This window comes from Bacillus sp. SLBN-46 (assembly GCF_031453555.1).
GTDB lineage: Bacteria > Bacillota > Bacilli > Bacillales > Cytobacillaceae > Neobacillus.
Genome location: NZ_JAVIZM010000001.1, coordinates 2022103 through 2045582 on the forward strand (window position 1 = coordinate 2022103; position 23480 = coordinate 2045582).

Consider the following 23480-nt stretch of genomic DNA (forward strand, 5'->3'; position numbering starts at 1 on the left):
TTATGTTTTAGGGGAGGTTTCTGTCCTTTTTTATGTTTTTAAATTGAAGGGGGATTAAAAATGTCTGAATTAAAACGTACTCCGCTTTTTGATGTGTATAAAGAATTCGGAGGGAAAACCATCGATTTTGGTGGCTGGGAACTACCGGTTCAATTCTCTAGCATTAAAGAAGAACATGAAGCAGTCCGCAATCGTGCCGGCTTGTTTGATGTGTCTCACATGGGAGAAATCGAAGTAAAGGGCTCTGACAGCCTCAACTATTTACAAAACATGATGACGAATGATATTTCAAAAATTAAAGACGGCGGTGCCCAGTATACAGCCATGTGTTACGAAAATGGCGGAACGGTTGATGACTTGCTTGTTTATAAAATCGAGGACCATCATTACCTGTTAGTTGTTAATGCATCAAATATTGATAAGGATTTCAAATGGCTTGAGGACCATCTATCAGGGGATGTAAGCATTGAAAATCTATCTGAAAAAACAGCTCAGCTTGCCATACAGGGACCTCTTGCTGAACAAGTTTTACAAAAGCTTACTGATACAGATTTAAGTGGTATTGGCTTCTTTAAATTTCAGCAGGAAGTTAGCTTAGATGGTAAAAAAGCCCTCGTATCAAGAACAGGATACACGGGTGAAGATGGATTCGAAGTGTACTGTGATGCCGCTGATGCCGAACAGATTTGGAAAGACATTCTACAAGCTGGAAAAGAAGAGGGCGTTCTTCCATGTGGGTTAGGTGCACGCGATACTCTTCGTTTTGAGTCCGTTTTAGCTCTTTATGGGCAGGAGCTTTCTCCAGAAATTTCTCCACTTGAAGCTGGAATTGCTTTTGCAGTTAAACTTAACAAAGAGGCTGATTTTATTGGTAAGGAAGCCTTAAAACAGCAGAAAGAGAAAGGCCTCTCTAGAAAAATAGTGGGGATTGAAATGATTGACCGTGGGATCCCACGTCATGGCTATCCTGTTTATAAAGGGGATGTGCTAATTGGAGAAGTAACAACTGGTACGCAATCACCTACATTAAAGAGAAATATCGGGCTTGCCCTTATTTCTACTGAATTTACTGGGCTAGATACTGAGGTTGAAGTAGAAATTCGCGGTAAACGCTTAAAAGCTACAGTCGTTCCAACACCTTTTTATAAAAAAGAAAAGAAATAACAGAGGGGGGCTAGGTTTATGAAACATCGTTATTTACCTATGACTGAACAAGATAAGAAGGCTATGCTCGAAACCATTGGTGTTTCTTCAATTGATGAATTGTTTAGCGATATTCCTGAGAAAGTAAAATTCAAGGGTGAATACAATATTAAACCGGCAAAATCTGAAACTGCATTAATGAAAGAGCTATTCCAAATGGCCAGCCGGAATGCTGACTTAAAAAGAAATGTCTCTTTTCTAGGTGCTGGGGTATACGATCATTACATGCCTGTCATTGTAGATCATGTGATTTCTCGTTCCGAATTTTATACTGCCTATACACCATACCAGCCAGAAATCTCTCAAGGTGAATTACAAGCCATTTTTGAATTCCAAACGATGATTTGTGAATTAACAGGCATGGATGTAGCCAACTCATCTATGTATGATGGTGGGACAGCACTTGCTGAGGCTGCGATGCTAAGCGCAGGTCATACAAAACGAAAGACTATTTTAGTGTCAAGTGCCGTTCATCCAGAGTCCCGTGAAGTTCTTAAAACATATGCAAAAGGTCAATACCTTGATGTCGTTGAAGTACCTGTGACAGATGGTGTAACAGATGTTGACGCTTTAAAAGGACTTGTAAATGCAGATGTTGCTGCTGTCATTGTTCAGTACCCTAACTTCTTCGGCAGAATTGAACCATTAAAAGAGCTTGAAGAAGTAATCCATGAAAATAAATCAATGTTTGTTGTTTCTAGCAACCCATTATCCCTAGGTGTGTTAACACCTCCAGGAAAATTTGGTGCTGACATTGTTATTGGTGATGCGCAACCATTTGGTATTCCAACAGCTTTCGGTGGTCCACACTGCGGATACTTTGCAGTTACAACTAAATTAATGCGTAAGGTTCCAGGACGTCTTGTTGGACAAACAACAGATGATCAAGGACGCCGCGGTTTTGTTTTAACGCTTCAAGCACGTGAACAGCATATCCGTCGTGATAAAGCGACATCGAATATTTGCTCTAACCAGGCATTGAATGCATTAGCAGCATCGGTTGCAATGACTGCACTCGGTAAGAAGGGTGTACGTGAAATGGCAGCAGCAAATTTACAGAAGACTCATTATGCAAAAACTGCATTTAAAGAGGCTGGATTTGATATTGCTTATGATGGCTTTTCATTTAATGAATTTATCGTGAAATTCAATCAACCAGTTAAAGAATTAAACCAAAAGTTGTTACAAAAAGGAATCATTGGCGGTTATGATTTAGGTCGTGACTATGCAGATCTTGCTAATCATATGTTGATTGCCGTTACAGAACAAAGGTCTAAGGAAGAAATTGATACTTTAGTGAAAGAATTGGGGGATTTGCATGCATAATCAGGACCAGGCACTCATTTTTGAACTTAGTACACCAGGTCGAATCGGATACAGCCTGCCGGAAGTGGATGTACCTGAATTAGACCTTAACATTCTTCTTCCTGAAGGTTACATACGCGAAGAAGAGCCTGAACTTCCAGAAGTATCTGAGCTTGATATTATGCGCCATTATACCGCGCTTTCTAGAAGAAATCATGGTGTGGATTCAGGTTTTTATCCATTAGGTTCTTGTACGATGAAATATAATCCAAAAATTAATGAAAATGTGGCTCGATTTAATGGTTTTGCACATGTCCACCCATTACAAGACGAAAGTTCTGTTCAAGGAGCACTTGAGCTATTATACGACCTGCAGCAACATTTAATCGAAATCACAGGAATGGATGAAGTGACACTTCAACCAGCCGCTGGTGCTCATGGAGAATGGACTGGATTAATGCTCATTCGTGCCTTTCATGAGGCAAACGGCGATATGAAGCGTACAAAGGTCATCGTACCAGATTCTGCTCACGGTACAAACCCAGCATCCGCTACCATTGCTGGGTTGGAGACAATTACAGTTAAATCAAATGAAAATGGTCTTGTTGATTTAGAGGATCTAAGAAGAGTAGTTGGCGAAGACACGGCTGCATTGATGTTAACAAATCCAAACACACTTGGACTTTTTGAGGAAAATATTCTTGAAATGGCAGAGATTGTTCATGGAGTAGGTGGAAAGCTGTATTATGATGGAGCTAACTTAAATGCGGTTTTATCAAAAGCTAGACCAGGGGATATGGGATTTGACGTGGTTCACTTAAATCTTCACAAAACATTCACTGGCCCGCATGGCGGCGGTGGTCCGGGGTCAGGTCCAGTTGGTGTTAAAGCGGATTTAATTCCATATCTTCCAAAACCAATTATCGCAAAACGCGGTGAAGAGTATGTGCTTGATTATGATCGTCCACAATCCATTGGACGTGTGAAGCCTTACTACGGTAACTTTGGTATCAATGTTCGTGCATACACTTATATCCGCTCAATGGGCCCTGATGGCTTAAAGGCGGTAACGGAGTATGCGGTATTAAACGCGAACTATATGATGAGAAGGCTTGCTGAATACTATGATCTGCCATTTGATAGACATTGTAAGCACGAGTTTGTTCTTAGCGGAAGACGCCAGAAAAAATTAGGTGTCCGTACACTCGATATCGCAAAACGTCTGCTTGATTTCGGCTACCATCCACCAACTATTTACTTCCCATTAAATGTGGAAGAGTGCATCATGATCGAGCCGACTGAAACAGAATCAAAAGAGACGCTCGATTCATTTATCGATATCATGATCCAAATTGCGAAAGAGGCTGAGGTTAACCCAGAGATCGTTCAAGAGGCCCCACACACAACTGTTGTAGGTCGTATGGATGAAACAACAGCTGCGCGTAAACCTGTTTTAAAATACCAAAGAGCATAGTTAGGAGAACGGTCAGATTCCTTAATAGAATCTGACTTTCTTTTTGTTTTTGTGAAAAATTAAAGGTTCCGGAGTTGCTCCGGAACCATGAGTTTTAAATTATTTTTTTGCTTTTACTTTACCAGACCATTTTTTAAATCCACCTTGCAGTTGGGTAAGGTCTCTATAGCCTTTACGATGTAAGAATTGAGCAGCACGTGCACTGCGCATTCCGCTTTGGCAATATAAGTAAACAGGCATATCCTGACGAATCTCTTGCATTCGCATTTTCATTTGTGACATTGGAATATTACGTGCACCCAAGATATGTCCGCCCTCGAATTCGTTTGGCTCACGAACATCTATTAGCTGTGCCTTTCTATAGCCCGCACGGAAATCCTCTTCTGTTACCGTTTTAACAATTCTTTTCTGATAGAAAAAGGTAAAAACGGAGTAGATAATAACTGCTGCAATAATGATTAATAAGGTATAAAGTGAATTCAACTTCTTTTTGCTCCTTTCAAGCTTTCCTGCACTAGTTTTTATTATATAAGTCATTCCACGAAAGATAAAGATGCATGGGAAAAAATCTTTAATTTTTCTCATACAATTATACCAGAAACATCTTATTTTGAATTCATATCAGATTTTGGTAGACTTAAGAACGAAATAATTTTATAAAATGAGGTTTTTAAATATGGAAAAAGAAGTATGGCGTTTCATAGATACAGGTAATCGTTCTCCATCATTTAATATGGCTTTGGATGAAGCTCTGCTTGATTGGCACAGTGAAGGGAAATTTCCCCCGGTGATTCGGTTTTATGGGTGGAATCCTCCGACGTTATCCGTAGGTTATTTTCAGAAGGTTGAAAAGGAAATTAATATGGATGCAGTAAAAGCCCATAATCTTGGTTTTGTCAGAAGACCAACAGGTGGACGTGGTGTGCTACATGAACATGAGCTTACATACAGTGTAATCGTTTCAGAAGACCATCCAGAAATGCCTAGTTCAGTTACTGAGGCGTACCGGGTGATTTCAGAAGGTATTTTGAAAGGGTTTCATCATTTAGGGCTAGAAGCTTATTTTGCTGTCCCAAAAACATCTGAAGAACGAGATGCATTGAAAAATCCACGATCTGCTGTATGCTTCGATGCACCAAGCTGGTATGAGCTTGTTGTGGAGGGAAGAAAGGTAGCAGGTAGTGCACAAACAAGACAAAAGGGTGTTATTCTCCAGCACGGATCGATTCTGTTGGATTTAGACGAAGAGAAGCTGTTTAGTCTTTTTAAATATCCGAATGATCGGGTAAAAGACCGGATGAAGAAGGCCTTTAAGGATAAAGCGGTGGCTATTAATGCGATTAGTCCAAGAAGAATTACACTGGAAGAAGCGAAGGAAGCGTTCTATAAAGGATTTGCTGAAGGGTTAAATATTGAGCTTGAATCCTATCAATTAACAGACGAAGAGCTTGCCTACGTCCAAAAAATTGCAACTGAACGATATGAAAACGATGAATGGAACTTTAAACGATAATGTGGGAAAGCGGCAATCGCCGCTTTTTTATTTTGTATTAAAATCTTTTTGAAAGGCTGTGTTAAAGAACATTGTTGATTTTTATACCCTGTTGATTGGAGTGGAAGGCTCGAAGACTCCTGCGGGAGTAGCGGTCTCGGGAGACCCCGCAGGAGGAACGACGAGGAGGCTCTCGGATCGCCCGCGGAAAGCGAAGAGCCTGGAACGGAAATCAACAGACAACTTTAACAAAGCCTTTTGAAAAAGTAGCAAGCCTCGAAATTTGTTGAAATTTCCTGTTTTAAGACGAAAACCGTAGAAAAGCTTTTATTATCTCTTAAATCTAGTTATTTTTAAGTTTGACAAAATAATAGTTTTTTGCCTCAAATACAATATATAGTGGCACCGAAAATATTTTCGGTACCATATGTAGTTTTTTAGTTGATTATTTCGGCAGAGCTGTGATACCTTATTTATATAAGACAACTAGATATAGCAAAAGCAATCTAGATTAGACACAATAGGTAGATTTTATTTGAAGGAGTTGTTCTCATGTCTGTAGTTTTTAGACAAAAAATGAATATTGATTTTGAAAGGTTGAATGAGGATATCCACCTTTTTCCCCAGGTACACCCAGTAACCCCAGATATGAAAATAACTCACAAGGGTGTTTCGCGTTTGGTTATGTTGGACCGCTACACCTTTAAAGACACAGAGAAAATTACTCTCACAAACGGCGACTTTGTTGTTCTCACCATAAAAGAGGATCCAAAATTTCCAGCACGAGGTCTTGGGTACATCCAGGAGATTGATTGGGAAAATAAAAAAGCAAAAGTTTTAGTCGATGAGGAATTTAGAGGAGTGCTAGATGATCCACAAGAAGCTAGTACAGGGGTAATTGTCCGTTCTTTAGACGTGATTGAAAAGCCACTAGAGCTATTTTACGAGCAAATTGCGAAACGAAATGCAACTGGTCTAGCCTCGGTTGAAGAAACGGATGAAAAGCAACAAGAATGGTATGAAAAGTTCTATCAAGAGCTTGTCTCAATGAATTTTATCCCTGCAGGTCGTGTGCTGTATGGTGCTGGTGCAAATACAGATGTAACATTTTTTAATTGCTACGTAATGCCGTTTGTACCAGACTCACGAGAAGGGATCTCTGACCACCGTAAACAGGTAATGGAGATTATGAGTCGCGGCGGTGGTGTTGGGACGAATGGATCGACTTTAAGACCGCGGAATACACTTGCAAGAGGTGTAAATGGAAAATCATCCGGTTCTGTCTCGTGGTTAGATGATATTGCAAAATTGACGCACTTGGTAGAACAAGGCGGGTCCCGTTAATTAACTCCAACGGCGGGATAAAAATCTCGTGAATTGCTGGAACACCCTTAGAGCTTTATCAACCACAACGTGACTGGCGACGGTGAGCGTGATGGTGTGAAAATGATAAGGATTGGGCAATCAGCAGCGAAGCATCTCTGGAAACGGAGATGAACGTTCAACGACTATTGAAACTCCCTAATTCTTACAATGAACAATTTAAGTAAAGGTGTGAATTAGATGGAAGAAATGGGAGGAGTAAACCGTAATGTACGGAGACGTCCTTATGGGGCACGAGACAAAGAAGAAGTAATTAAAACGATTATTAATCTTCATGAAGAGGGATATAGCCAAGTAGAAATAGCGAAAAAACTAAATATAAGTCGGGGAACAATAAAAAGGTGGAACAATGAACTCAATTTTTTCAAGCCAAGAACACCTGGAGAGGCTGGAAAGCTTAAAAATAAAATTCATCAATATGATGAAAACTATTTTGAAACAATCCAGAACCCTAATCAGGCTTATATATTAGGGTATATTACAGGTGATGGAACCATAGTTGACCGTAAAAAATCAAAAAGATTGGTTCTAACACTAGCAGAAGAAGATAAGGATCTTCTATATGATATTGGTAGAGAATTGAAAATGGTTGGGGCTATAAAGTTCAGAAAGAGAAATGCTCCCAATGAACAAAATAAATACTCATTAACCATTAGTTCCACAAAAATGTGTAATGACCTAATTGCTTTAGGTGTTGGTCCAAGAAAAACTGGCATAGAAAAATGGATTAACTTTAATAAAGCGGAGCTTCAGTGGGCCTTTTTAAGAGGATTTTTTGATGCAGATGGTCATATTAGAGTATATCAAAGAAATGGCTATCAAAAGGCTAGGATGGGCTTTACAGGGAATCCTGATATGCTAAAAGAAATATTAATATTTTTAAAATCCATAGGATTTGCGAAAAATGTTAATTCAATAACACCTAAACAAGGTTGCTCAGACTTATATATAAGTAGTACAAAAGAACTTGCTCTACTTGGGAAACATCTATACAAATATGGAGATATCAAATTAAATCGTAAATTTATTAAATTCTCTTCTTTGATGATATAGTCTGCTCTCATGTGAAAGCATGAGAGCTAGGCAGAAATGACCTAGCCACTTAAAATAATTTGAGTGTAACAAAAAAGCGTGGAGCGCAAATGATAATGTTGGCGGATTAATTGAGATGCACTAGTCCGCGTCATTCAGAAAATGAATGATTAGAAAATCGGGTGAATTGCAGGGAACTTCTTAGAGACTTGTAAGCTACAACGTGACTAGCAATGGTGAGCGTGAATGCTTTAAAAATTACAAGTATTGGACAATCTGCAGCCAAGCGTCATAGGGCAAAGGTTATGGCGAAGGTTCAACGACTAGAGAGTGAGTCCCAACAATAATCTCTCATAAGCGCCCGGCCCCTAACAGCATAATGCTGTGGGTGATGATATAGTCTAGGCCGTCTGCATTAAGCAGAATAAATATCCTGAAAGGGACGGTATGTACGTGGCATCCAGACATTATTGAATTTATTATTTCTAAGATGCAGAACCCTAGAATTCTACGATTCTTAATTGAAAATACAAATGACGAAACAATCAAGAAACACGCTAGCGATAAGCTTAAGTTCACACCGCTTACCCTGCAGGAAACAGCTATGTATCAAGGTATAGTAAATTATAAAAACATACCAGGCTATGGTGGCTTTGATGAGAAAATCATTGCTGATGCAGAAGAAAAATTAGTTACTGGCGGTAATTATACTGTCCATAACTCAGAGTTCTTGACTGGTGCGAATATTTCCGTATGTCTAACAAAAGAATTTATGGAAGCTGTCGAAAATGATAGTGAATATGAACTTCGTTTTCCATATGTTGAACACTACGATCAAGATGAAATGAAAATTTACAATGAAGAATGGCATAAAGTCGGTGACGTGCGCGAGTGGGAAAGAAAGGGTCACAAAGTTCGTGTGTACAAAAAAATTAAAGCAAAAGAACTCTGGAACCTCATTAACATTTGTGCAACTTACTCTGCAGAACCTGGAATTTTCTTTATCGATAATGCCAACGACATGACAAATGCCAAAGCATATGGTCAACAAGTTGTTGCAACAAATCCGTGTGGTAAAGTGGCTTAGTTTGCCTCACGTTAAAAATTGCGGAATGAAGCGGGAAGGCTGAGATGCTAATCCGAACCAAAGGCTAGATGTAATAATCTAGTCAGGGGCAACGCATAGATGGTGAACCTGTACTGCAGAATATAATCCATCCACGAGGCCGCAACATTACAACTAAAATGTAATGAAAAGTTATGCTGACCTAACGGGAAATCAACCGTTAGAACTAGAGGATAAAAAGCCTTTAGGATAACAAACTGGAACAACCACTTGCACCATTTTCTGTGTGTAACCTTGCTGCAGTAAATCTTGCTGAGATGGCAGATAAGGATACCAAAACAGTTGATTTTGAAAAGTTAAAGAAAACTGTTGCCGTAGGAGTACGGATGCAGGATAACGTAATTAATGCAACACCATACTTCCTAGAAGAAAACAAAAAGCAGGCTCTAGGTGAGCGCCGTGTCGGTCTAGGAGTGATGGGCTTACACGATTTATTAATCTATTGTGAAACCGAGTATGGTTCGCCAGAAGGTAATTTATTAGTTGATAAAGTATTTGAAACTATCGCTACAACTGCGTATAGAACATCAGTTGAACTAGCAACAGAGAAGGGAAGTTTCCCGTTCTTAAAGGGTGAAACAACAGAAGAAACCAATAGATTGAGACAGGCATTTATTAATACAGGATTCATGAAAAAAATGCCTGAAGACGTTCGCCAAGCAATTTTAGAAAAAGGAATAAGAAATTCACATTTGCTAACCGTTGCTCCTACGGGTAAAGTTATTGCCCCCAGTGTTCGTAAGATCGCTGCGTAAACTTAGCTATTTGCGGGAAACCCTGGCGTATCTCTTACTACCTTGTCTTGCCAACAACAAATAGGTAAAAATGTAAGAGTGTTGCTAATTGCCTACCAGACAATCCGCAGGGAAGTCGTGGCTGACCCCTCAACGACTACATGCTGAGCAACCATTTACTATGGTTGATGATATAGTCTGATCATTACAGCGATGTAATGAGTGGGTACTAATAATCCCACCCTCTATACCTTATAGAGAGTAACAAAAATGAGTACTGGAACAATGGTTGGTGTCTCCACAGGATTAGAACCTTATTTCTCATTCTCTTATTTCCGTAGTGGACGTCTTGGGAAGTTTATCGAAGTAAATGCTGATATTGTTCAAGAATATTTGGAACAGCATCCTGAAGCCGATGCGAACAATCTTCCAAAATGGTTCATAACAGCAATGGAATTAGCACCAGAGGCACATGCTGATGTCCAATGCGTCATCCAACGCTGGATCGATAGCTCCATCAGTAAAACCGTTAATGCACCTAAAGGCTATAGTGTAGAACAAGTAGAAAAAGTATACGAACGATTATATAGCGGCGGTGCTAAAGGTGGAACTGTTTATGTAGATGGTTCCCGCGATTCTCAAGTACTAACCCTTAAAGCAGAAGAAAATACCAATGAGCAGTTATCGATGTTTGATGAAAAGCCAAAGCAGCATGTTGTTCTTGTTGACACTATTAGTGACCTGCGTTCAACAGACGTAACAATTGGTTCTGAGGTTGGCAACACGTGCCCAGTTTGCCGAAAAGGAAAAGTAAAAGAAATCGGCGGCTGTAATACATGTACAAACTGTAATGCTCAATTAAAATGTGGATTATAAAATAGTATTTCAAGAGGATGGAAAGTGAAATTTCCATCCTCTTCCAATGCGATAAATTATATTAGAATAACTTTGTAACCGAATCGTAATATTGCTGTTAAGACGTTGTTATCATTTCCTTGTATAGTGTGATTATCAAATACATCACTCCAAGGAGGATAACATTATGCTAAAAAAACTAATCTCTGTTCTTGCGATTACAATTGGACTTAGCTCAGTGTTTGCTACTACGGGTGATAAAGCAGAAGCGGCATACTATCATACAAAAGCAATTTCAGTAGCCAAGGCAAACCTTGGTGTTCCATATAGATGGGGTGGAATCACTCCGAGCGGTTTCGACTGTTCCGGTTTAGTGAAGTATTCTTACTCAAAGGCTGGTAAAGTTCTGCCAAGAACGGCAGCGGATATGTTTTACACAAAGGGATATCGTGTAAGTTACTTACAGCCTGGAGATTTATTGTTCTATGCACCAACAAAAGCAAGTAGACCGACTCATGTAGCCATGTATATTGGTGCAGGGAAAATGATTATGGCTTCATCATCAAAGGGTGTTATTGTTACCTATACAAATAATACCTATTGGAACCCGAAATATATCGGTGCCAAGCGTATTTAAAGAAAATAATTTCCCAAGAGTATCGGCATAAGTCGGTACTCTTTTTTCATTTTTTAGGAAATTATAAAAAGGTCCGAGTGTTGATAACTAAACTAGTTGTCTGAATCTAGCTCCAGTGCCTAGCCCCTCGGGTCAAATAACCTTCGGCAAGAAAAGTCAAAAGGCGGACTTTTCCCGCCGAAGAACATTAGCCTGTCGGGGCTGAACGAGGCGCTTCCGCCTTTTGTTCTTTATGGAGAATGGAAATAATTGTTCCGGCTCACTTTTCTTTAACTTCTCTTCTATAGCTAATACTACTATAAAAACACCTTAGAAAAGAGGGAGACAAATGGAGCCTTTTATACCACAGTTGGTCTACATTGAACCGAAAGCATTAGAATACCCACTTGGTAGGGAGCTAAAAGAAAAATTTACAAAAATGGGACTAGAGATAAGAGAAACCACTTCACATAATCAGGTTAGAGGAATACCTGGAGACAATGAATTACAGCAATATCGAAATGCAAAATCTACACTGGTGGTTGGAATCAGAAGAACATTAAAATTTGATACATCGAAACCTTCTGCAGAGTATGCCATTCCATTGGCTACAGGCTGTATGGGACATTGCCACTACTGTTACCTACAAACAACACTTGGCAGTAAACCATATATTCGAACATATGTTAATTTAGATGAAATTTTTGCACAGGCAGAGAAGTATATGGAAGAAAGAAAGCCTGAAATTACCCGATTTGAAGCAGCCTGTACATCGGATATTGTTGGCATAGATCACTTAACACATTCTCTTAAGAAAACCATTGAATTTATTGGACAAACAGAGTTCGGAGAACTACGCTTTGTGACCAAGTTTCATCACGTGGATCACCTTTTAGACGCGAAACACAATGGAAGAACTCGGTTTCGGTTTAGCGTAAATTCACGCTATGTCATAAAAAACTTTGAACCAGGAACATCCTCGTTTGAAGATCGACTGAAAGCAGCTAGAAAGGTTGCTAACGCTGGTTATCCCTTAGGGTTTATTGTAGCCCCAATTTACATGCATGAGGATTGGAAAGAAGGATATCGTGAATTATTCGAAAGATTAAGTGATGAGTTAGCAGGACTAGAAATTCCTAATCTTACATTTGAACTCATTCAGCACAGATATACGAAACCCGCCAAAAACGTAATAGCCAAACGATATCCCAAAACTAAACTCGAAATGGATGAGGGGAAGCGAAAATATAAGTGGGGGCGTTATGGGATTGGAAAATACGTTTATCCTGATGAGGCTGCAAAAGATTTGGAAAGCACCATACGTCAGTATGTAGCAGATTTTTTTCCTAACGCAGAAGTCCAATATTTCACCTAAAAAAATTTTGTTCTTGTCCGCCGTACTATTTCTCCATGTTTGCGCTTAAAGATGTAACAATGAGTTCATCTTTAGGAGTGGCTGCCATGAAAATAGACGGCGTTTTTTCTGGAGGGGGCATAAAAGGGTTTGCTCTAATTGGCGCTTACGAAGAAATTGAAAGTAGAGGACTGCAATTTGTAAGAGTAGCTGGTACGAGCGCAGGCTCCATCGTTGCAGCATTCGTTGCTGCAGGTTATACGAGTAAAGAAATATATCATTTACTTGATGAACTCGATCTTACTCAATTACTCGATGCGCGAAAATTAATTATTCCATTTCCGTTTGCAAAATGGCTGTTAGTTTATTGGAAGCTGGGGTTGTATAAAGGTAATGAACTTGAAAAATGGCTAAAAGAGAAGCTTGAAGCAAAAGGACTAAGGACCTTTTCAGATTTGCCCCCGGATACTTTAAGGGTAATTGCTTCAGATCTTTCAAATGGACAGATGGTTGTTCTACCTAATGATTTACAAAAATATGGAATATCACCAGGTTCTTTTTCCATCGCAAAAGCAATTAGAATGAGTTGCAGTATTCCTTATTTTTTTGAACCAGTTCGGTTGCGTTCAATGGATGGTGTCAACATCTTAGTGGATGGGGGAGTATTAAGTAATTTTCCTATGTGGCTTTTTGACCGGGAAAATGTGCAAAAGGTAAGGCCAGTACTTGGTATTAAGTTAAGTGCTAGTGAGTATGAGCATGAGAAGCATTCAATCAAAAACGGAATTCAATTATTTGGCGCACTATTTGAAACAATGAAGGATGCGCATGATTCAAGATATATTTCTAAAAAACATGTGAAGAATATTATTTTTATTCCTGCTGAAGGTGTATTATCAACTGAATTTCATCTTACGGAAGAAAAGAAGCGGAAATTATTTGATATGGGCAGAGAGCAGGCTAAAACATTTTTGGATAAATGGTGTTATTAATCTTTTAATAATAAAGAAAAAATCGAGTGTCTAAAAGGACGCTCGATTTTTCTTTTTCCCCTTTTTGCCGTCGATGACGGTTAAATGAGCAGGAGATTTCTTTTTTGTCTTGTTGCTTTTCTTTAATGTTGTTAACGTCCCAAGAGAAGAGCTTTTCAGAGTAGCGTCTCCGCTCTTTTGCTGTAATCGTTTTTTTGATTTTTTCGCTGCTTTAAGAAATGCCCGCTGCTCTTTTTTCTGAGGGCTCGAAATTGAAAATTTACGAACAAGAAAATAAATAGCTAAACCGATCAATGCGATGATAGCAATTCTCTGAATGAAACCGGCAGGGTTAGCTGTAAATGAACCGAATAGGCCAACCAGAGCTAGAATGACAAGTCCACCAATGACAAAAAATGATGTCCGATTTTTCAAGAAAGCCACCTCCCTAAGAGCATCTTAAGCATTTTTTTCCTCTTTTAAACACTGTAGAATAAAAGATTTAGACAATTTCCTCACTTTTCATATCATATTCAGATTCTTTTTCTCTTTTTAATAATTCTTTAAAGGAAAGAATCGCAACTTCCACTTGGTCATCGTTTGGTTCTTTAGTCGTTAAAAGTTGTAGCCAAAGACCTGGAAGGCCTAAGTACTTTAAAACAGGAATATCTCTTAGTTTGTTAGTAATTTGTAAGACTTCAAAAGCAATACCTAATACAACAGGTATCAAAAGAAGACGATCCACGACCCTTAACCAAAGTGGTGTTGTAGGTACCAGCATGTAGACAAATACACCAACAATGACTGTAAATAAGATGAAACTACTGCCACATCGGTAGTGAAGGCGGGAATGTGCCTGAACATTTTCAACCGTTAACTCAACACCTGCTTCGAAGGTATTAATTACTTTATGCTCTGCACCATGATATTGAAACACCCTCTTGATAAGAGGTGTAAGGGAAACGAAATATATATAACAAAGTAGCAGCAATAGCTTAAAGAACCCTTCTACAAGGACTTGGGCAAAATCGGATGGAAAAATTGGCTTGGTTAGTACAGCTAAAAATACAGGAATTAATGTAAAAGCAAATTTTCCAAATAAGAATGAGAGGACCCCAATAACCGCTACCCCAAGATACATAGATAACTTTGAAACTTCTTTTTCCTTTATGGTCTCGTCATCCTTTGGATCGACATCAAATCTCTCTGTGGAAAAGTTTAAGTGCTTTGACCCATTTGCACTTGCTTCAATAATTGCGATAATTCCACGAATAAATGGAATCTTTTTTAAGCTTGTTAGGTAAGGGTTTTCCTTACGAGGTAAATGAAAATATTCTACAGAACGATCTTTCCTGCGAATTGCGGTAACATAATGATGTTTACCGCCAAACATTACGCCTTCCACGACCGCTTGGCCGCCATAAACCGGTTTTTGAGATTTAGACATGGTTATTAACACCAACCTATAACAAAGTTGCACAATAGCAGAAAAAGATAAATCTGTTTGTACTTAAATGTATTCTACTAGAAAAATGAAAAAACCTCTAGGAATGACATAATTTTTACATTTAAAATCTGTAAAAAATTATTTTCATGCAAGGATTGGAATTCTAAAGGACATAATAATGAAGGAATTTCAGCTTTCCTATTTATAAAGGAATATGAAGAAGTGAGTTATTTGATGAGAATTCAGTTCCAATTAACAAAAAACTGTTCGGGGGTTATGACACAATGGTTAAAGAATTAAAGAAGTCAGATTATCCAAAACCCATGTCTTTTGTTGCACTGGTTTTTTTGGACAGGTTTATTTGGAGGAATTTTTTGGGGTACAATTGGTTATATTAGCTATTTTTTTAATTTTACAGATGTAGCCCCTAATGCCATACTGGAACCTTGGACATTGGGAGATTGGAAAAAAGGATGGCTAGGAACTGTTATTTCTATTTTTCTCATGGGTGTGTTATCAGTCATTGTTGCATATGTTTATTATTTTACCCTGAGAAAAGTTAAAGGTATATGGTTTGGATGGGGTTACGGGATTGTTTTATTCTTATTGATATTTTTTGTTCTTAATCCATTAATTCCAAGTATTAAACCACTTTTTGAATTAAGCAGGGACACGATTATTACTTCAGTATGTTTATTCAGCATATATGGGATTTTTATTGGATATTCCATCAATTATGAGTATGAACTTAGTAAAGTACAAGAGAAAGAGGCCACAACGTAAGTTTCGATTAGTCGGATTTGGTAGGTTGTGATAAAATATTTTTGTCCTCATTGAACAAAAGGAGGAGTGGAGAGTAATGGAAAAAATAGAAAAACTAAGATCTTATTTTTCAACACATGGTATTGATGGGTTAGTAATAACCAGCCCATTTAATCGCCGCTACATATCAAATTTTACAGGCTCAGCTGGTGTGGTTTTAATTAGTGCGGATAAAGCTATGTTTATTACAGATTTCCGCTATACCGAGCAGGCTTCTAAGCAATGCGAAGGTTTCGAGATTATTAAATTTTCTGGATCCATTCCAGAGGAAGTCGCACAGCAAGCAAAGAACTTAGGTATTCAAAAGCTTGGATTTGAAGAGGATTTTCTAACTTACTCTTCCTTTAAATTATATGAGAAAGAAATCAAAGCTGAACTTGTCCCGATTTCTGGTGTAATTGAAAAGTTACGCTTGATTAAGACTGATGCAGAGATTAAGATATTAAAGGTAGCAGCAGATATTGCTGATGCGGCTTTTAAACATATTTTAGACTTCATTCGTCCTGGAAAAACTGAATTAGAGGTATCGAATGAACTAGAGTTCTTTATGAGAAGAGCTGGTGCAACTTCATCATCTTTTGATACGATTGTTGCTTCCGGACATCGTTCAGCGCTTCCACATGGTGTTGCTAGCAACAAAGTGATTGAGGCGGGAGATGTTGTTACACTAGACTATGGTGCGTATTACAATGGATATGTTTCTGATATAACTAGGACCGTTGCTGTTGGAGAACCTGATGCAAAGCTAAAAGAAATTTATGAAATTGTTTTTGAAGCACAGGCTCGAGGTATGGCTGGAATTAAGCCTGGAATGACGGGTAAGCAAGCAGATGCACTTACAAGATACTACATAACAGAAAAAGGTTATGGGGAATATTTTGGGCATTCAACTGGGCACGGTATAGGTCTTGAGGTACATGAAGGCCCTGGTCTTTCAACGAAATCAGATATTATTTTAGAACCAGGCATGGTTGTTACCTGTGAACCGGGAATTTATATCCCAGGCCTTGGCGGTGTTCGGATTGAGGACGATACATTGATTACTGCTACTCACAATGAGGCACTTACTCATTCTACAAAAGAACTAATTATATTGTAATGAATTTTAGGAGGAACTTACATGATTTCTGTTAACGATTTTAAAACAGGATTAACAATTGAAGTGGATAACGGTCTATGGAGAGTTATTGATTTCCAACACGTAAAGCCAGGGAAAGGTGCGGCTTTTGTCCGTTCTAAACTACGTAACCTTCGTAATGGAGCAATTCAAGAAAAAACATTCCGTGCTGGTGAGAAAGTAGAAAAAGCACAAATCGATAATCGCAAAATGCAATACCTTTATGCTAGCGGTGACCAACACGTATTTATGGATATGGAATCCTACGAACAAGTGGAACTACCTGCTAGCAACATTGAGTATGAATTGAAGTTCTTAAAAGAAAACATGGAAGTTCACATCATGATGTTTGGTCATGAAACACTTGGCGTGGAATTGCCAAACACAGTTGTTTTAGAAGTTACTGAAACTGAACCAGGAATTAAAGGTGACACTGCTTCAGGCGGAACAAAGCCTGCTATCCTTGAAACAGGACTAAGCGTTCAAGTTCCATTCTTTATTAACCAAGGGGATAAATTAATTATCAATACAACTGAAGCATCTTATGTTTCAAGAGCATAATATACGTAAAATTCGTAAGCCTTAGTCCGAAATATCGGATTAAGGCTTTTTTTTATATTTAAAGTAAGTATTAAATTCGACTTCGAGAATTGTCCAGCTCCAGCGCCTAGCCCCTCGGGTCAAATAACCTTCTGCAATAAAAGTCAAAGAGCGACTTTTCTTGCAGAAGAACATTTGCCTGTCGGGGCTGAACAAGGCGCTTGCGCTTTTCTTTTAACAATTTCTCCATAGTTTCTGCTAAGTTTCTGCACATTTATTTTTTACATTAATGGTGTAGACAAAATAAAGGAGAAGATGAACATGAACATGACGCATTATATGGGGTTATTAGCAGACAATCAGCCGTGGAATTTAATTATTTTTATGGCCATTCCGGTTATATGTGCTGAAACTATAGCCATCACAGAACTCGGTATACTATTTACAAGAAATTTAGGTGGTACCTTAAAAAAAGTAAATAAGGTAGTTAGTATATTTGCAGGTTTATATTTCACAGGAATTTTCCTTTACTTAATGAAGACAGCCTATATCCCATTAACAATTAATGGTGAATGGAAGGGCTGGATCGATGTAGTTGCGGTTACCTTTTACCTTTTAGGAATCGTTCCATTACTAGGTATGGCACTCCTTGATATGGGAATCATTTACAAAAATAGAACAGATGAACAAAAGCTGAAAATCCATTCGTTTTTTGTGGGCATGTTCCTTGTTGTTGCACACGTAGCGATGATTTTCGGGATGGTTGATCCCTCTATTGGTTCAAGCAGCAATTCCGGGCATGACATGATGAACATGTAGTCTGTTATCAAAGAGGAGCCTCTCTACCATTTGAATATATTATTTTTACTTTTACTATCATAAAAACTTCACTAAATAGTAAGAATTTACAACCGTTAGGCAAATTAGTTTTTGCTAAAATAAACTAGTAAATATATTCATGGAAGGGGTGAACTGATTATGAAACGAATCACATCTTTTTTGTTCCTCTTCATTTTAATTGCGATCGTAGCAGCGGGTTGTAGTTCAAAAATGGAAGACGTTACCCTCGATAAAAAGCATAAACCATTACCTGATTATGTATTGAATTCTTCAGAAAAGATTCAAGAGACATATGTTTTGGCTGCAACGTATCCGGAGGTAATAGCACAGGTACCATGTTATTGCGGATGTTTTGCCCAAGATGGTCATAAAAGTAATCTAGATTGTTATATTGATGAAATGGGTTCAGATAATGCTGTAAAAGAATGGGACTCCATGAGTATATCGTGAGACGTCTGTATAGATATCGCCCGGGAGGCGATTGAAATGCATCTTGACGGTAAAAGTCCTAAGAAGATTTATCAGTTGATTACAGAAAAATATAAAGACTTTGGGGAACCAACTCCAACACCTGAGCCAAATTAAGGAGTAACCCATGAAAAAGATATTAATCGGAAGTTATATTTTGATTATTATTGGAATTATTGTCTGCATAAATAATAGTCACTTGTTTGAAGGAAATAGCTCCAAAGCTGTTGTGGCGGGTGAAAAACTGTATAAAAAAAACTGTCTTGTTTGTCATGGAGAAACCGGTAAAGGGGAAGGGGCAAACGCGGGGACAGCCATTAACAGTCAGAAATTCTTAAGTTCGGTTTCTGATGAAGATTTGTATAATTATGTTAAATACGGTCGCGAAGGTACAGGCATGCCTGCATATGGACCAAGATTGTCAGAAAAAGAGTTAACTAATCTAGTTGCTTTTATGAGAGATTGGCAAACAGAAGAAATGAAGTTTGATGTTCCTAAAACCATTGCAGGGGACATAGAACATGGAAAAGCACAATATAATTTATATTGTCTTAATTGCCACGGTGAAGCGGGTGCTGGAAAATTAAAAATGGGAACAGCATTAGCTAATCCACAGTATTTAAAGTATACAAGTGATAAGCAAATTTGGATTAGCACGGCTTACGGCAGAGAGGAAACACGTATGGGTCCCTCATTAAAGGGACTTGAAGGGGCTCGTCAGCTTAAAAAAGAGGACATTACGGATATCGTGACATATATTCGGTCCCTTGAAAAGAAATAAGAAAAGTAAAACCCTGAATCCGACTGGATCCAGGGTTTTACTTTTTTAAAAATGAGAATATCCGCGATAAATTAGTAAAAATAACAAGGTTTAACAAAATGTTCATTTTTCAACCTGATAGTAAAAAAGGATTAGGTTTATAGTACTCAATAGAGAGTTTATCTGTGAAATAGGGACTAGAAATTTTAGTCTACCAATCTAAATTTTTAGGAATCTAATAAATGTGAACATTTTGTGGTGGTTTTTTGACGAAATCGCAACGATTTTAACCCTTTAACAAAATGTACAAAAGTGGTTCAACAACGAGGGGCTGATAACGATTATATTTATTTCAAAGAGGACTATAGTGGAAATTAGTGCTACATCATGATAAGAATTCCACTCAAGGAGGATAAATATGCTTAAGAAAAAATTATTGGCATTTTTCGTTATTGTATTATTTGTATCTAGTTACATGATCCCAAAGGCAAGTGCGGAAATGACATTTCAAGCGGAGAAGTTCCCATTTAAAGAAATGCAAATTCAAGTAATGCCTGAATTTGATTACCCTGAGGGATGGTCAAGAGATATCCCATCCTTATTAGTAGGCCAGTACGGAACAATTACAAATAGTAGCGGCCAAGATTATGACGGAAAAATAGAAATTCCAGTACCAGCAATGGAAAAAGGATTTGAGGCCTATCTAGTTGCAGAATTTCCAGAAGAAAATAAGCCGGAAGTACAGCGGCCTTATGATGTGGATAAAGAAAAAGGAATTATTTCTTGGAAACCAGCCAAAGCAATAAAAAATAACGAAACATACAAATTTGTCATCGAATACTATACCAAATCCGTTGAAGTGAAAGACAAAAAAAGTTTTACATATGAACTAATTCATAATGCTGATATTGAACTATTAGATGTCATCTTTTATGCTCCGATGAATGCGAAGGATATCCAACTTGAGCCGAAAGCAGATAACAATTCAAAAAGTGAATATGGTGAGGAACTCTATTACTACCAATATAAAAATGTAAAAGCCGGAGATAATTTGAAGTATTCCTTCTCATATAAGAAAGATGGGACAGAATCTACCATGGAGGCGATTAACAAACAACAGCCCCCAAATGATGAAAACCATAATGGTGTGACGGCGACAGACCAAGTGAAAAGTGGAGGGTCTAAAAATCCAACACGTCCAATCATTGGAGCTGGAGGAGCATCAATCATTGGGATTGCAATCATTATTGCTGGTCTCTTTGTTTTCTTGGGGTTAAAGGGACATACACAATCGTCCAAAGCAGCTAAGAGTTCAAAACATACTAAACAACAACCGAAGAAAACGTCTATCAAAAAAGAAGATAAGTCAACAAATGCTGAAGAAAAGAAAGAACTGCGTAAAAAGCTTTTAACCGGAAAGATAGACCAAGAAATGTACGAAGAAGAAATGAAAAAACTTATCTAATGAGGTGAGAGTGAATGAAGAAAAATACGATTGTTATGCTTGGCGGCTTTGTTATCGCTGCTGCCATCGTTTTCTTGCTTATGGCTGCAACACCTGGGTCAAGTGGAGTCGAATTAACGCTGAAGGAACTGCTGGCTACCCAGAATCAACATAAAGATGATTTTGTAACGGTAGAAGGGCTATTAATGGAAGAAACCATTATGTGGAATCCAGACAAAATTGAACTTAAGTTTGATGTAAAAGACAATGAAGGTAATGTTATGCATGTGATTCATAACGGACCTAAACCAGATAACTTTTCTGAAGGTGTGATAACTATTCTTCAGGGAGCTCCAACAAAAAAAGACACTTTTGAAGCAGAAACAGTAAAAACAAGATGTCCTTCTAAATACGAAGGAAAAGATATGAAAGATTATGATCCTGAATCACATAAAGAAAAGTTAAATCAACCTCCGAAAGAAAAATAACAGGCTAACGTAAGAAGGTGACGAAATGTATTTATTTGCTAATGCAACAATTTATATAGGTTTAGCCATTGCCATTTATACACTCCTCATTCTAACATTGGGGATTAGTACAAAAAATCAAAGATTCATAAATAGTGGTAAAGGTGGAGTGATTGCATTACTTGTTTGTTCATCACTAGCAATGCTCTCCTTGTTCTACCTTTTAGCATCATCACAATTCCAGTATGAATATGTTCACGATTATACAAGTAGTGAGCTTCCGATTATTTACAAGCTAACTGCCTTATGGGCAGGTAATGCTGGTTCATTATTACTATGGACATTTTTCTTAACACTCTACACAGTGATGATTGTCTTTTCAAGGAAAATGAGAGGAAATCCGATGGTACCCTATATTTCAGCCATTCTCATGGCAAATGCGGTATTCTTCTTCTTTATCCTAGGTTTTGTAGCAAAACCATTCGTATTATTAAATGAAGTTCCGATTGAAGGTAAGGGCTTAAATCCAATGCTTCAGAACCCTGGGATGATTATTCATCCAGTTACGCTTTATCTTGGGTATGTTGGTCTTGCTATCCCATTCGCTTTTGCAATGGCAGCATTGATTTTAAAGAATGTTGATGATTTTTGGATTAAGATGACAAGACGTTGGACGATTATTGCCTGGTTATTTTTAAGTCTTGGGAATATTTTTGGAGGACAATGGGCGTATGTTGAGCTTGGATGGGGTGGTTACTGGGCATGGGATCCAGTAGAAAATGCCTCCTTTATGCCATGGTTAACGGCCACTGCCTTCCTTCATTCCGTGATGATTCAAGAACGAAAAAACATGCTGAAAATATGGAATATCAGCTTAATCATTGTTTCTTATGCACTAACACTATTTGGTACATTCCTAGTTCGAAGTGGTGTCCTAACATCTGTTCATGCATTTGCCAATTCAAACCTAGGATTATACTTTTTAATCTTCATGGGGATTGCCGTTATTCTAGCCCTATATGTGTTAATGAGTCGTTATAACTTGTTAAAACGTAGTGCAGGTGAATTTAATTCTTTTGTTTCAAAAGAAAGTAGTTTCCTAGTTAACAATCTTTTACTTGTTGGTGCAGCATTTGCAGTATTCTGGGGAACCATTTTCCCATTAGTATCAGAAGCAGTTCGCGGAACAAAGGTGACAGTAGGCCTACCATTCTTTAATAAAGTAGAGGCACCAATACTATTATCCATGATGTTTGTTATGGCGGTTTGCCCAATGCTTGCTTGGCAGCGTTCTACTGTAAAAAACCTTAGGAAAAACTTCTTAATTCCATCCATACTAGCTGTTGTTGGTATGATCTTAATGGTTGTTTTAGGGATCCAAAAGGCATGGGCTGTCATTGGATATGGGGTTATTATTCTATTACTAGTTACTCATTACTTAGAGTTTTATAGAGGTGTGAAAGCTAGACGGAAGATGACGAAAGAAGCACCTCTTGTTGCACTTTATAGATTAATGATACGTAATCGCCGCCGCTATGGAGGATATATTGTTCACCTTGGCATCGCGTTCATTACGATGGGGATTATCGGTTCACAAAACTATGACTTAGAGACAATGAAAACAGTAGCACTAGGTCAGTCTATTGAGTTAAAGGACTATCGCATTAACTATGATCGCCTTGACCAGAAAAAAGAAGGAATTAACGATATTGTCTATGCAGACGTTACCGTGTTTAGGAATGGTAAGAAGCTTGGCACATTCCAGCCGGAAAAAGTATTTTATGGTAACTGGGAGCAGCCATCTTCTGAGGTAGCTATTATTTCATCGGTTAAGGAAGATTTATATATCGTCCTTAGTGCATGGGAAGATGATGGAAAGGCTACATTTGTTGTAAAAGTAAACCCAATGATGAACTGGTTATGGTTTGGTTCCTTTATGATTGTTATTGGTGCACTTTTCGCCATTTGGAATGGAAAATATCAAAATGTCACTCCAAGATACACAGGAGTACGAAGAGAGGTGTCTTAAT

Annotated in this window: 20 protein-coding genes and 4 pseudogenes; 21 read left to right on the forward strand and 3 right to left on the reverse strand. The window is 38.1% G+C overall.

The features are described 5' to 3' along the window. Positions 1-60 precede the first annotated feature (60 nt). Genes gcvT through gcvPB form a run of 3 tightly spaced genes read left to right on the forward strand, consistent with a single transcriptional unit; the run spans position 61 to position 3982 of the window. Complete coding sequence (gene gcvT / locus QFZ87_RS10300; protein ID WP_309860682.1) at positions 61-1164, forward strand: glycine cleavage system aminomethyltransferase GcvT; 1104 nt, start codon at positions 61-63, stop codon at positions 1162-1164. A gap of 18 nt (positions 1165-1182) precedes the next feature. Beyond that, complete coding sequence (gene gcvPA / locus QFZ87_RS10305; RefSeq protein WP_309860685.1) at positions 1183-2529, forward strand: aminomethyl-transferring glycine dehydrogenase subunit GcvPA; 1347 nt, start codon at positions 1183-1185, stop codon at positions 2527-2529. Continuing rightward, the gene (gene gcvPB / locus QFZ87_RS10310) at positions 2522-3982 is read left to right on the forward strand and encodes an aminomethyl-transferring glycine dehydrogenase subunit GcvPB (RefSeq protein ID WP_309860687.1); all 1461 of its coding nucleotides are present in this window, start codon (positions 2522-2524) and stop codon (positions 3980-3982) included. Before gcvPA ends, gcvPB begins: the two co-directional genes overlap by 8 nt. Positions 3983-4081: 99 nt before the next feature. Here the strand turns inward: gcvPB and QFZ87_RS10315 are convergent, their stop codons facing one another. Next, the gene (locus QFZ87_RS10315; RefSeq protein ID WP_309860690.1) at positions 4082-4465 is read right to left on the reverse strand and encodes a rhodanese-like domain-containing protein; all 384 of its coding nucleotides are present in this window, start codon (positions 4463-4465) and stop codon (positions 4082-4084) included. Between the two features lie 193 nt (positions 4466-4658). Between QFZ87_RS10315 and QFZ87_RS10320 the strand changes: the two genes are divergently transcribed. The 9 genes and pseudogenes from QFZ87_RS10320 to QFZ87_RS10360 all read left to right on the forward strand — a co-directional run bounded on the left by QFZ87_RS10320 (position 4659) and on the right by QFZ87_RS10360 (position 13566). Beyond that, complete coding sequence (locus QFZ87_RS10320; protein ID WP_309860693.1) at positions 4659-5495, forward strand: lipoate--protein ligase family protein; 837 nt, start codon at positions 4659-4661, stop codon at positions 5493-5495. Positions 5496-6026: 531 nt separating this feature from the next. After that, a pseudogene (locus QFZ87_RS10325) lies at positions 6027-6815 on the forward strand (ribonucleotide reductase N-terminal alpha domain-containing protein); the annotation flags it as partial. Positions 6816-7037: 222 nt separating this feature from the next. After that, a complete protein-coding gene (locus QFZ87_RS10330) occupies positions 7038-7910 on the forward strand; it encodes an LAGLIDADG family homing endonuclease (RefSeq protein WP_309860696.1) in 873 nt (290 codons plus the stop codon). 433 nt (positions 7911-8343) lie between these two features. Next, a pseudogene (locus tag QFZ87_RS10335) lies at positions 8344-8961 on the forward strand (vitamin B12-dependent ribonucleotide reductase); the annotation flags it as partial. A 254-nt stretch (positions 8962-9215) separates the two neighbouring features. Beyond that, positions 9216-9731, forward strand: a pseudogene (locus QFZ87_RS10340) (vitamin B12-dependent ribonucleotide reductase); the annotation flags it as partial. Between the two features lie 291 nt (positions 9732-10022). Then, positions 10023-10625, forward strand: a pseudogene (locus tag QFZ87_RS10345) (hypothetical protein); the annotation flags it as partial. 166 nt (positions 10626-10791) lie between these two features. Then, entirely contained in the window at positions 10792-11241 is a 450-nt protein-coding gene (locus QFZ87_RS10350; RefSeq protein WP_309860699.1) for a C40 family peptidase, read from the forward strand. A 328-nt stretch (positions 11242-11569) separates the two neighbouring features. Continuing rightward, on the forward strand, positions 11570-12595 hold the full coding sequence (gene splB, locus QFZ87_RS10355; protein WP_309860702.1) for a spore photoproduct lyase: 1026 nt from the start codon (positions 11570-11572) through the stop codon (positions 12593-12595). Between the two features lie 86 nt (positions 12596-12681). Continuing rightward, positions 12682-13566, forward strand: a complete 885-nt coding sequence (locus tag QFZ87_RS10360; RefSeq protein ID WP_309867764.1) for a patatin-like phospholipase family protein — start codon at positions 12682-12684, stop codon at positions 13564-13566. 30 nt (positions 13567-13596) lie between these two features. Here the strand turns inward: QFZ87_RS10360 and QFZ87_RS10365 are convergent, their stop codons facing one another. Both QFZ87_RS10365 and QFZ87_RS10370 read right to left on the reverse strand, forming a co-directional pair. Next, positions 13597-13989: an SA1362 family protein gene (locus tag QFZ87_RS10365; RefSeq protein ID WP_309860705.1), complete on the reverse strand. Its 393-nt coding sequence runs from the start codon at positions 13987-13989 to the stop codon at positions 13597-13599. Between the two features lie 58 nt (positions 13990-14047). Next, positions 14048-14992, reverse strand: a complete 945-nt coding sequence (locus tag QFZ87_RS10370; protein ID WP_308083210.1) for a DUF1385 domain-containing protein — start codon at positions 14990-14992, stop codon at positions 14048-14050. Between the two features lie 333 nt (positions 14993-15325). On the opposite strand from QFZ87_RS10370, the gene QFZ87_RS10375 reads away from it, so the two are divergent. The 9 genes from QFZ87_RS10375 to QFZ87_RS10415 all read left to right on the forward strand — a co-directional run bounded on the left by QFZ87_RS10375 (position 15326) and on the right by QFZ87_RS10415 (position 23479). Continuing rightward, a complete protein-coding gene (locus QFZ87_RS10375; protein ID WP_309860709.1) occupies positions 15326-15775 on the forward strand; it encodes a YqhR family membrane protein in 450 nt (149 codons plus the stop codon). A gap of 76 nt (positions 15776-15851) precedes the next feature. After that, positions 15852-16913: a M24 family metallopeptidase gene (locus QFZ87_RS10380; RefSeq protein WP_309860712.1), complete on the forward strand. Its 1062-nt coding sequence runs from the start codon at positions 15852-15854 to the stop codon at positions 16911-16913. A 21-nt stretch (positions 16914-16934) separates the two neighbouring features. After that, complete coding sequence (efp, locus tag QFZ87_RS10385) at positions 16935-17492, forward strand: elongation factor P (RefSeq protein ID WP_309860715.1); 558 nt, start codon at positions 16935-16937, stop codon at positions 17490-17492. Positions 17493-17792: 300 nt separating this feature from the next. Beyond that, positions 17793-18290, forward strand: coding sequence for a DUF6803 family protein (locus QFZ87_RS10390; RefSeq protein ID WP_309860718.1), 498 nt, complete (start codon positions 17793-17795; stop codon positions 18288-18290). A 159-nt stretch (positions 18291-18449) separates the two neighbouring features. Then, complete coding sequence (locus QFZ87_RS10395) at positions 18450-18896, forward strand: PCYCGC motif-containing (lipo)protein (RefSeq protein WP_396133910.1); 447 nt, start codon at positions 18450-18452, stop codon at positions 18894-18896. A gap of 10 nt (positions 18897-18906) precedes the next feature. Then, a complete protein-coding gene (locus QFZ87_RS10400) occupies positions 18907-19560 on the forward strand; it encodes a c-type cytochrome (RefSeq protein WP_309860721.1) in 654 nt (217 codons plus the stop codon). 397 nt (positions 19561-19957) lie between these two features. Then, complete coding sequence (locus tag QFZ87_RS10405) at positions 19958-21004, forward strand: hypothetical protein (protein ID WP_309860724.1); 1047 nt, start codon at positions 19958-19960, stop codon at positions 21002-21004. Between the two features lie 14 nt (positions 21005-21018). Then, positions 21019-21471, forward strand: coding sequence for a cytochrome c maturation protein CcmE (locus QFZ87_RS10410; RefSeq protein ID WP_309860729.1), 453 nt, complete (start codon positions 21019-21021; stop codon positions 21469-21471). 25 nt (positions 21472-21496) lie between these two features. Continuing rightward, the gene (locus QFZ87_RS10415) at positions 21497-23479 is read left to right on the forward strand and encodes a heme lyase CcmF/NrfE family subunit (protein ID WP_309860731.1); all 1983 of its coding nucleotides are present in this window, start codon (positions 21497-21499) and stop codon (positions 23477-23479) included. Position 23480 lies beyond the last annotated feature (1 nt).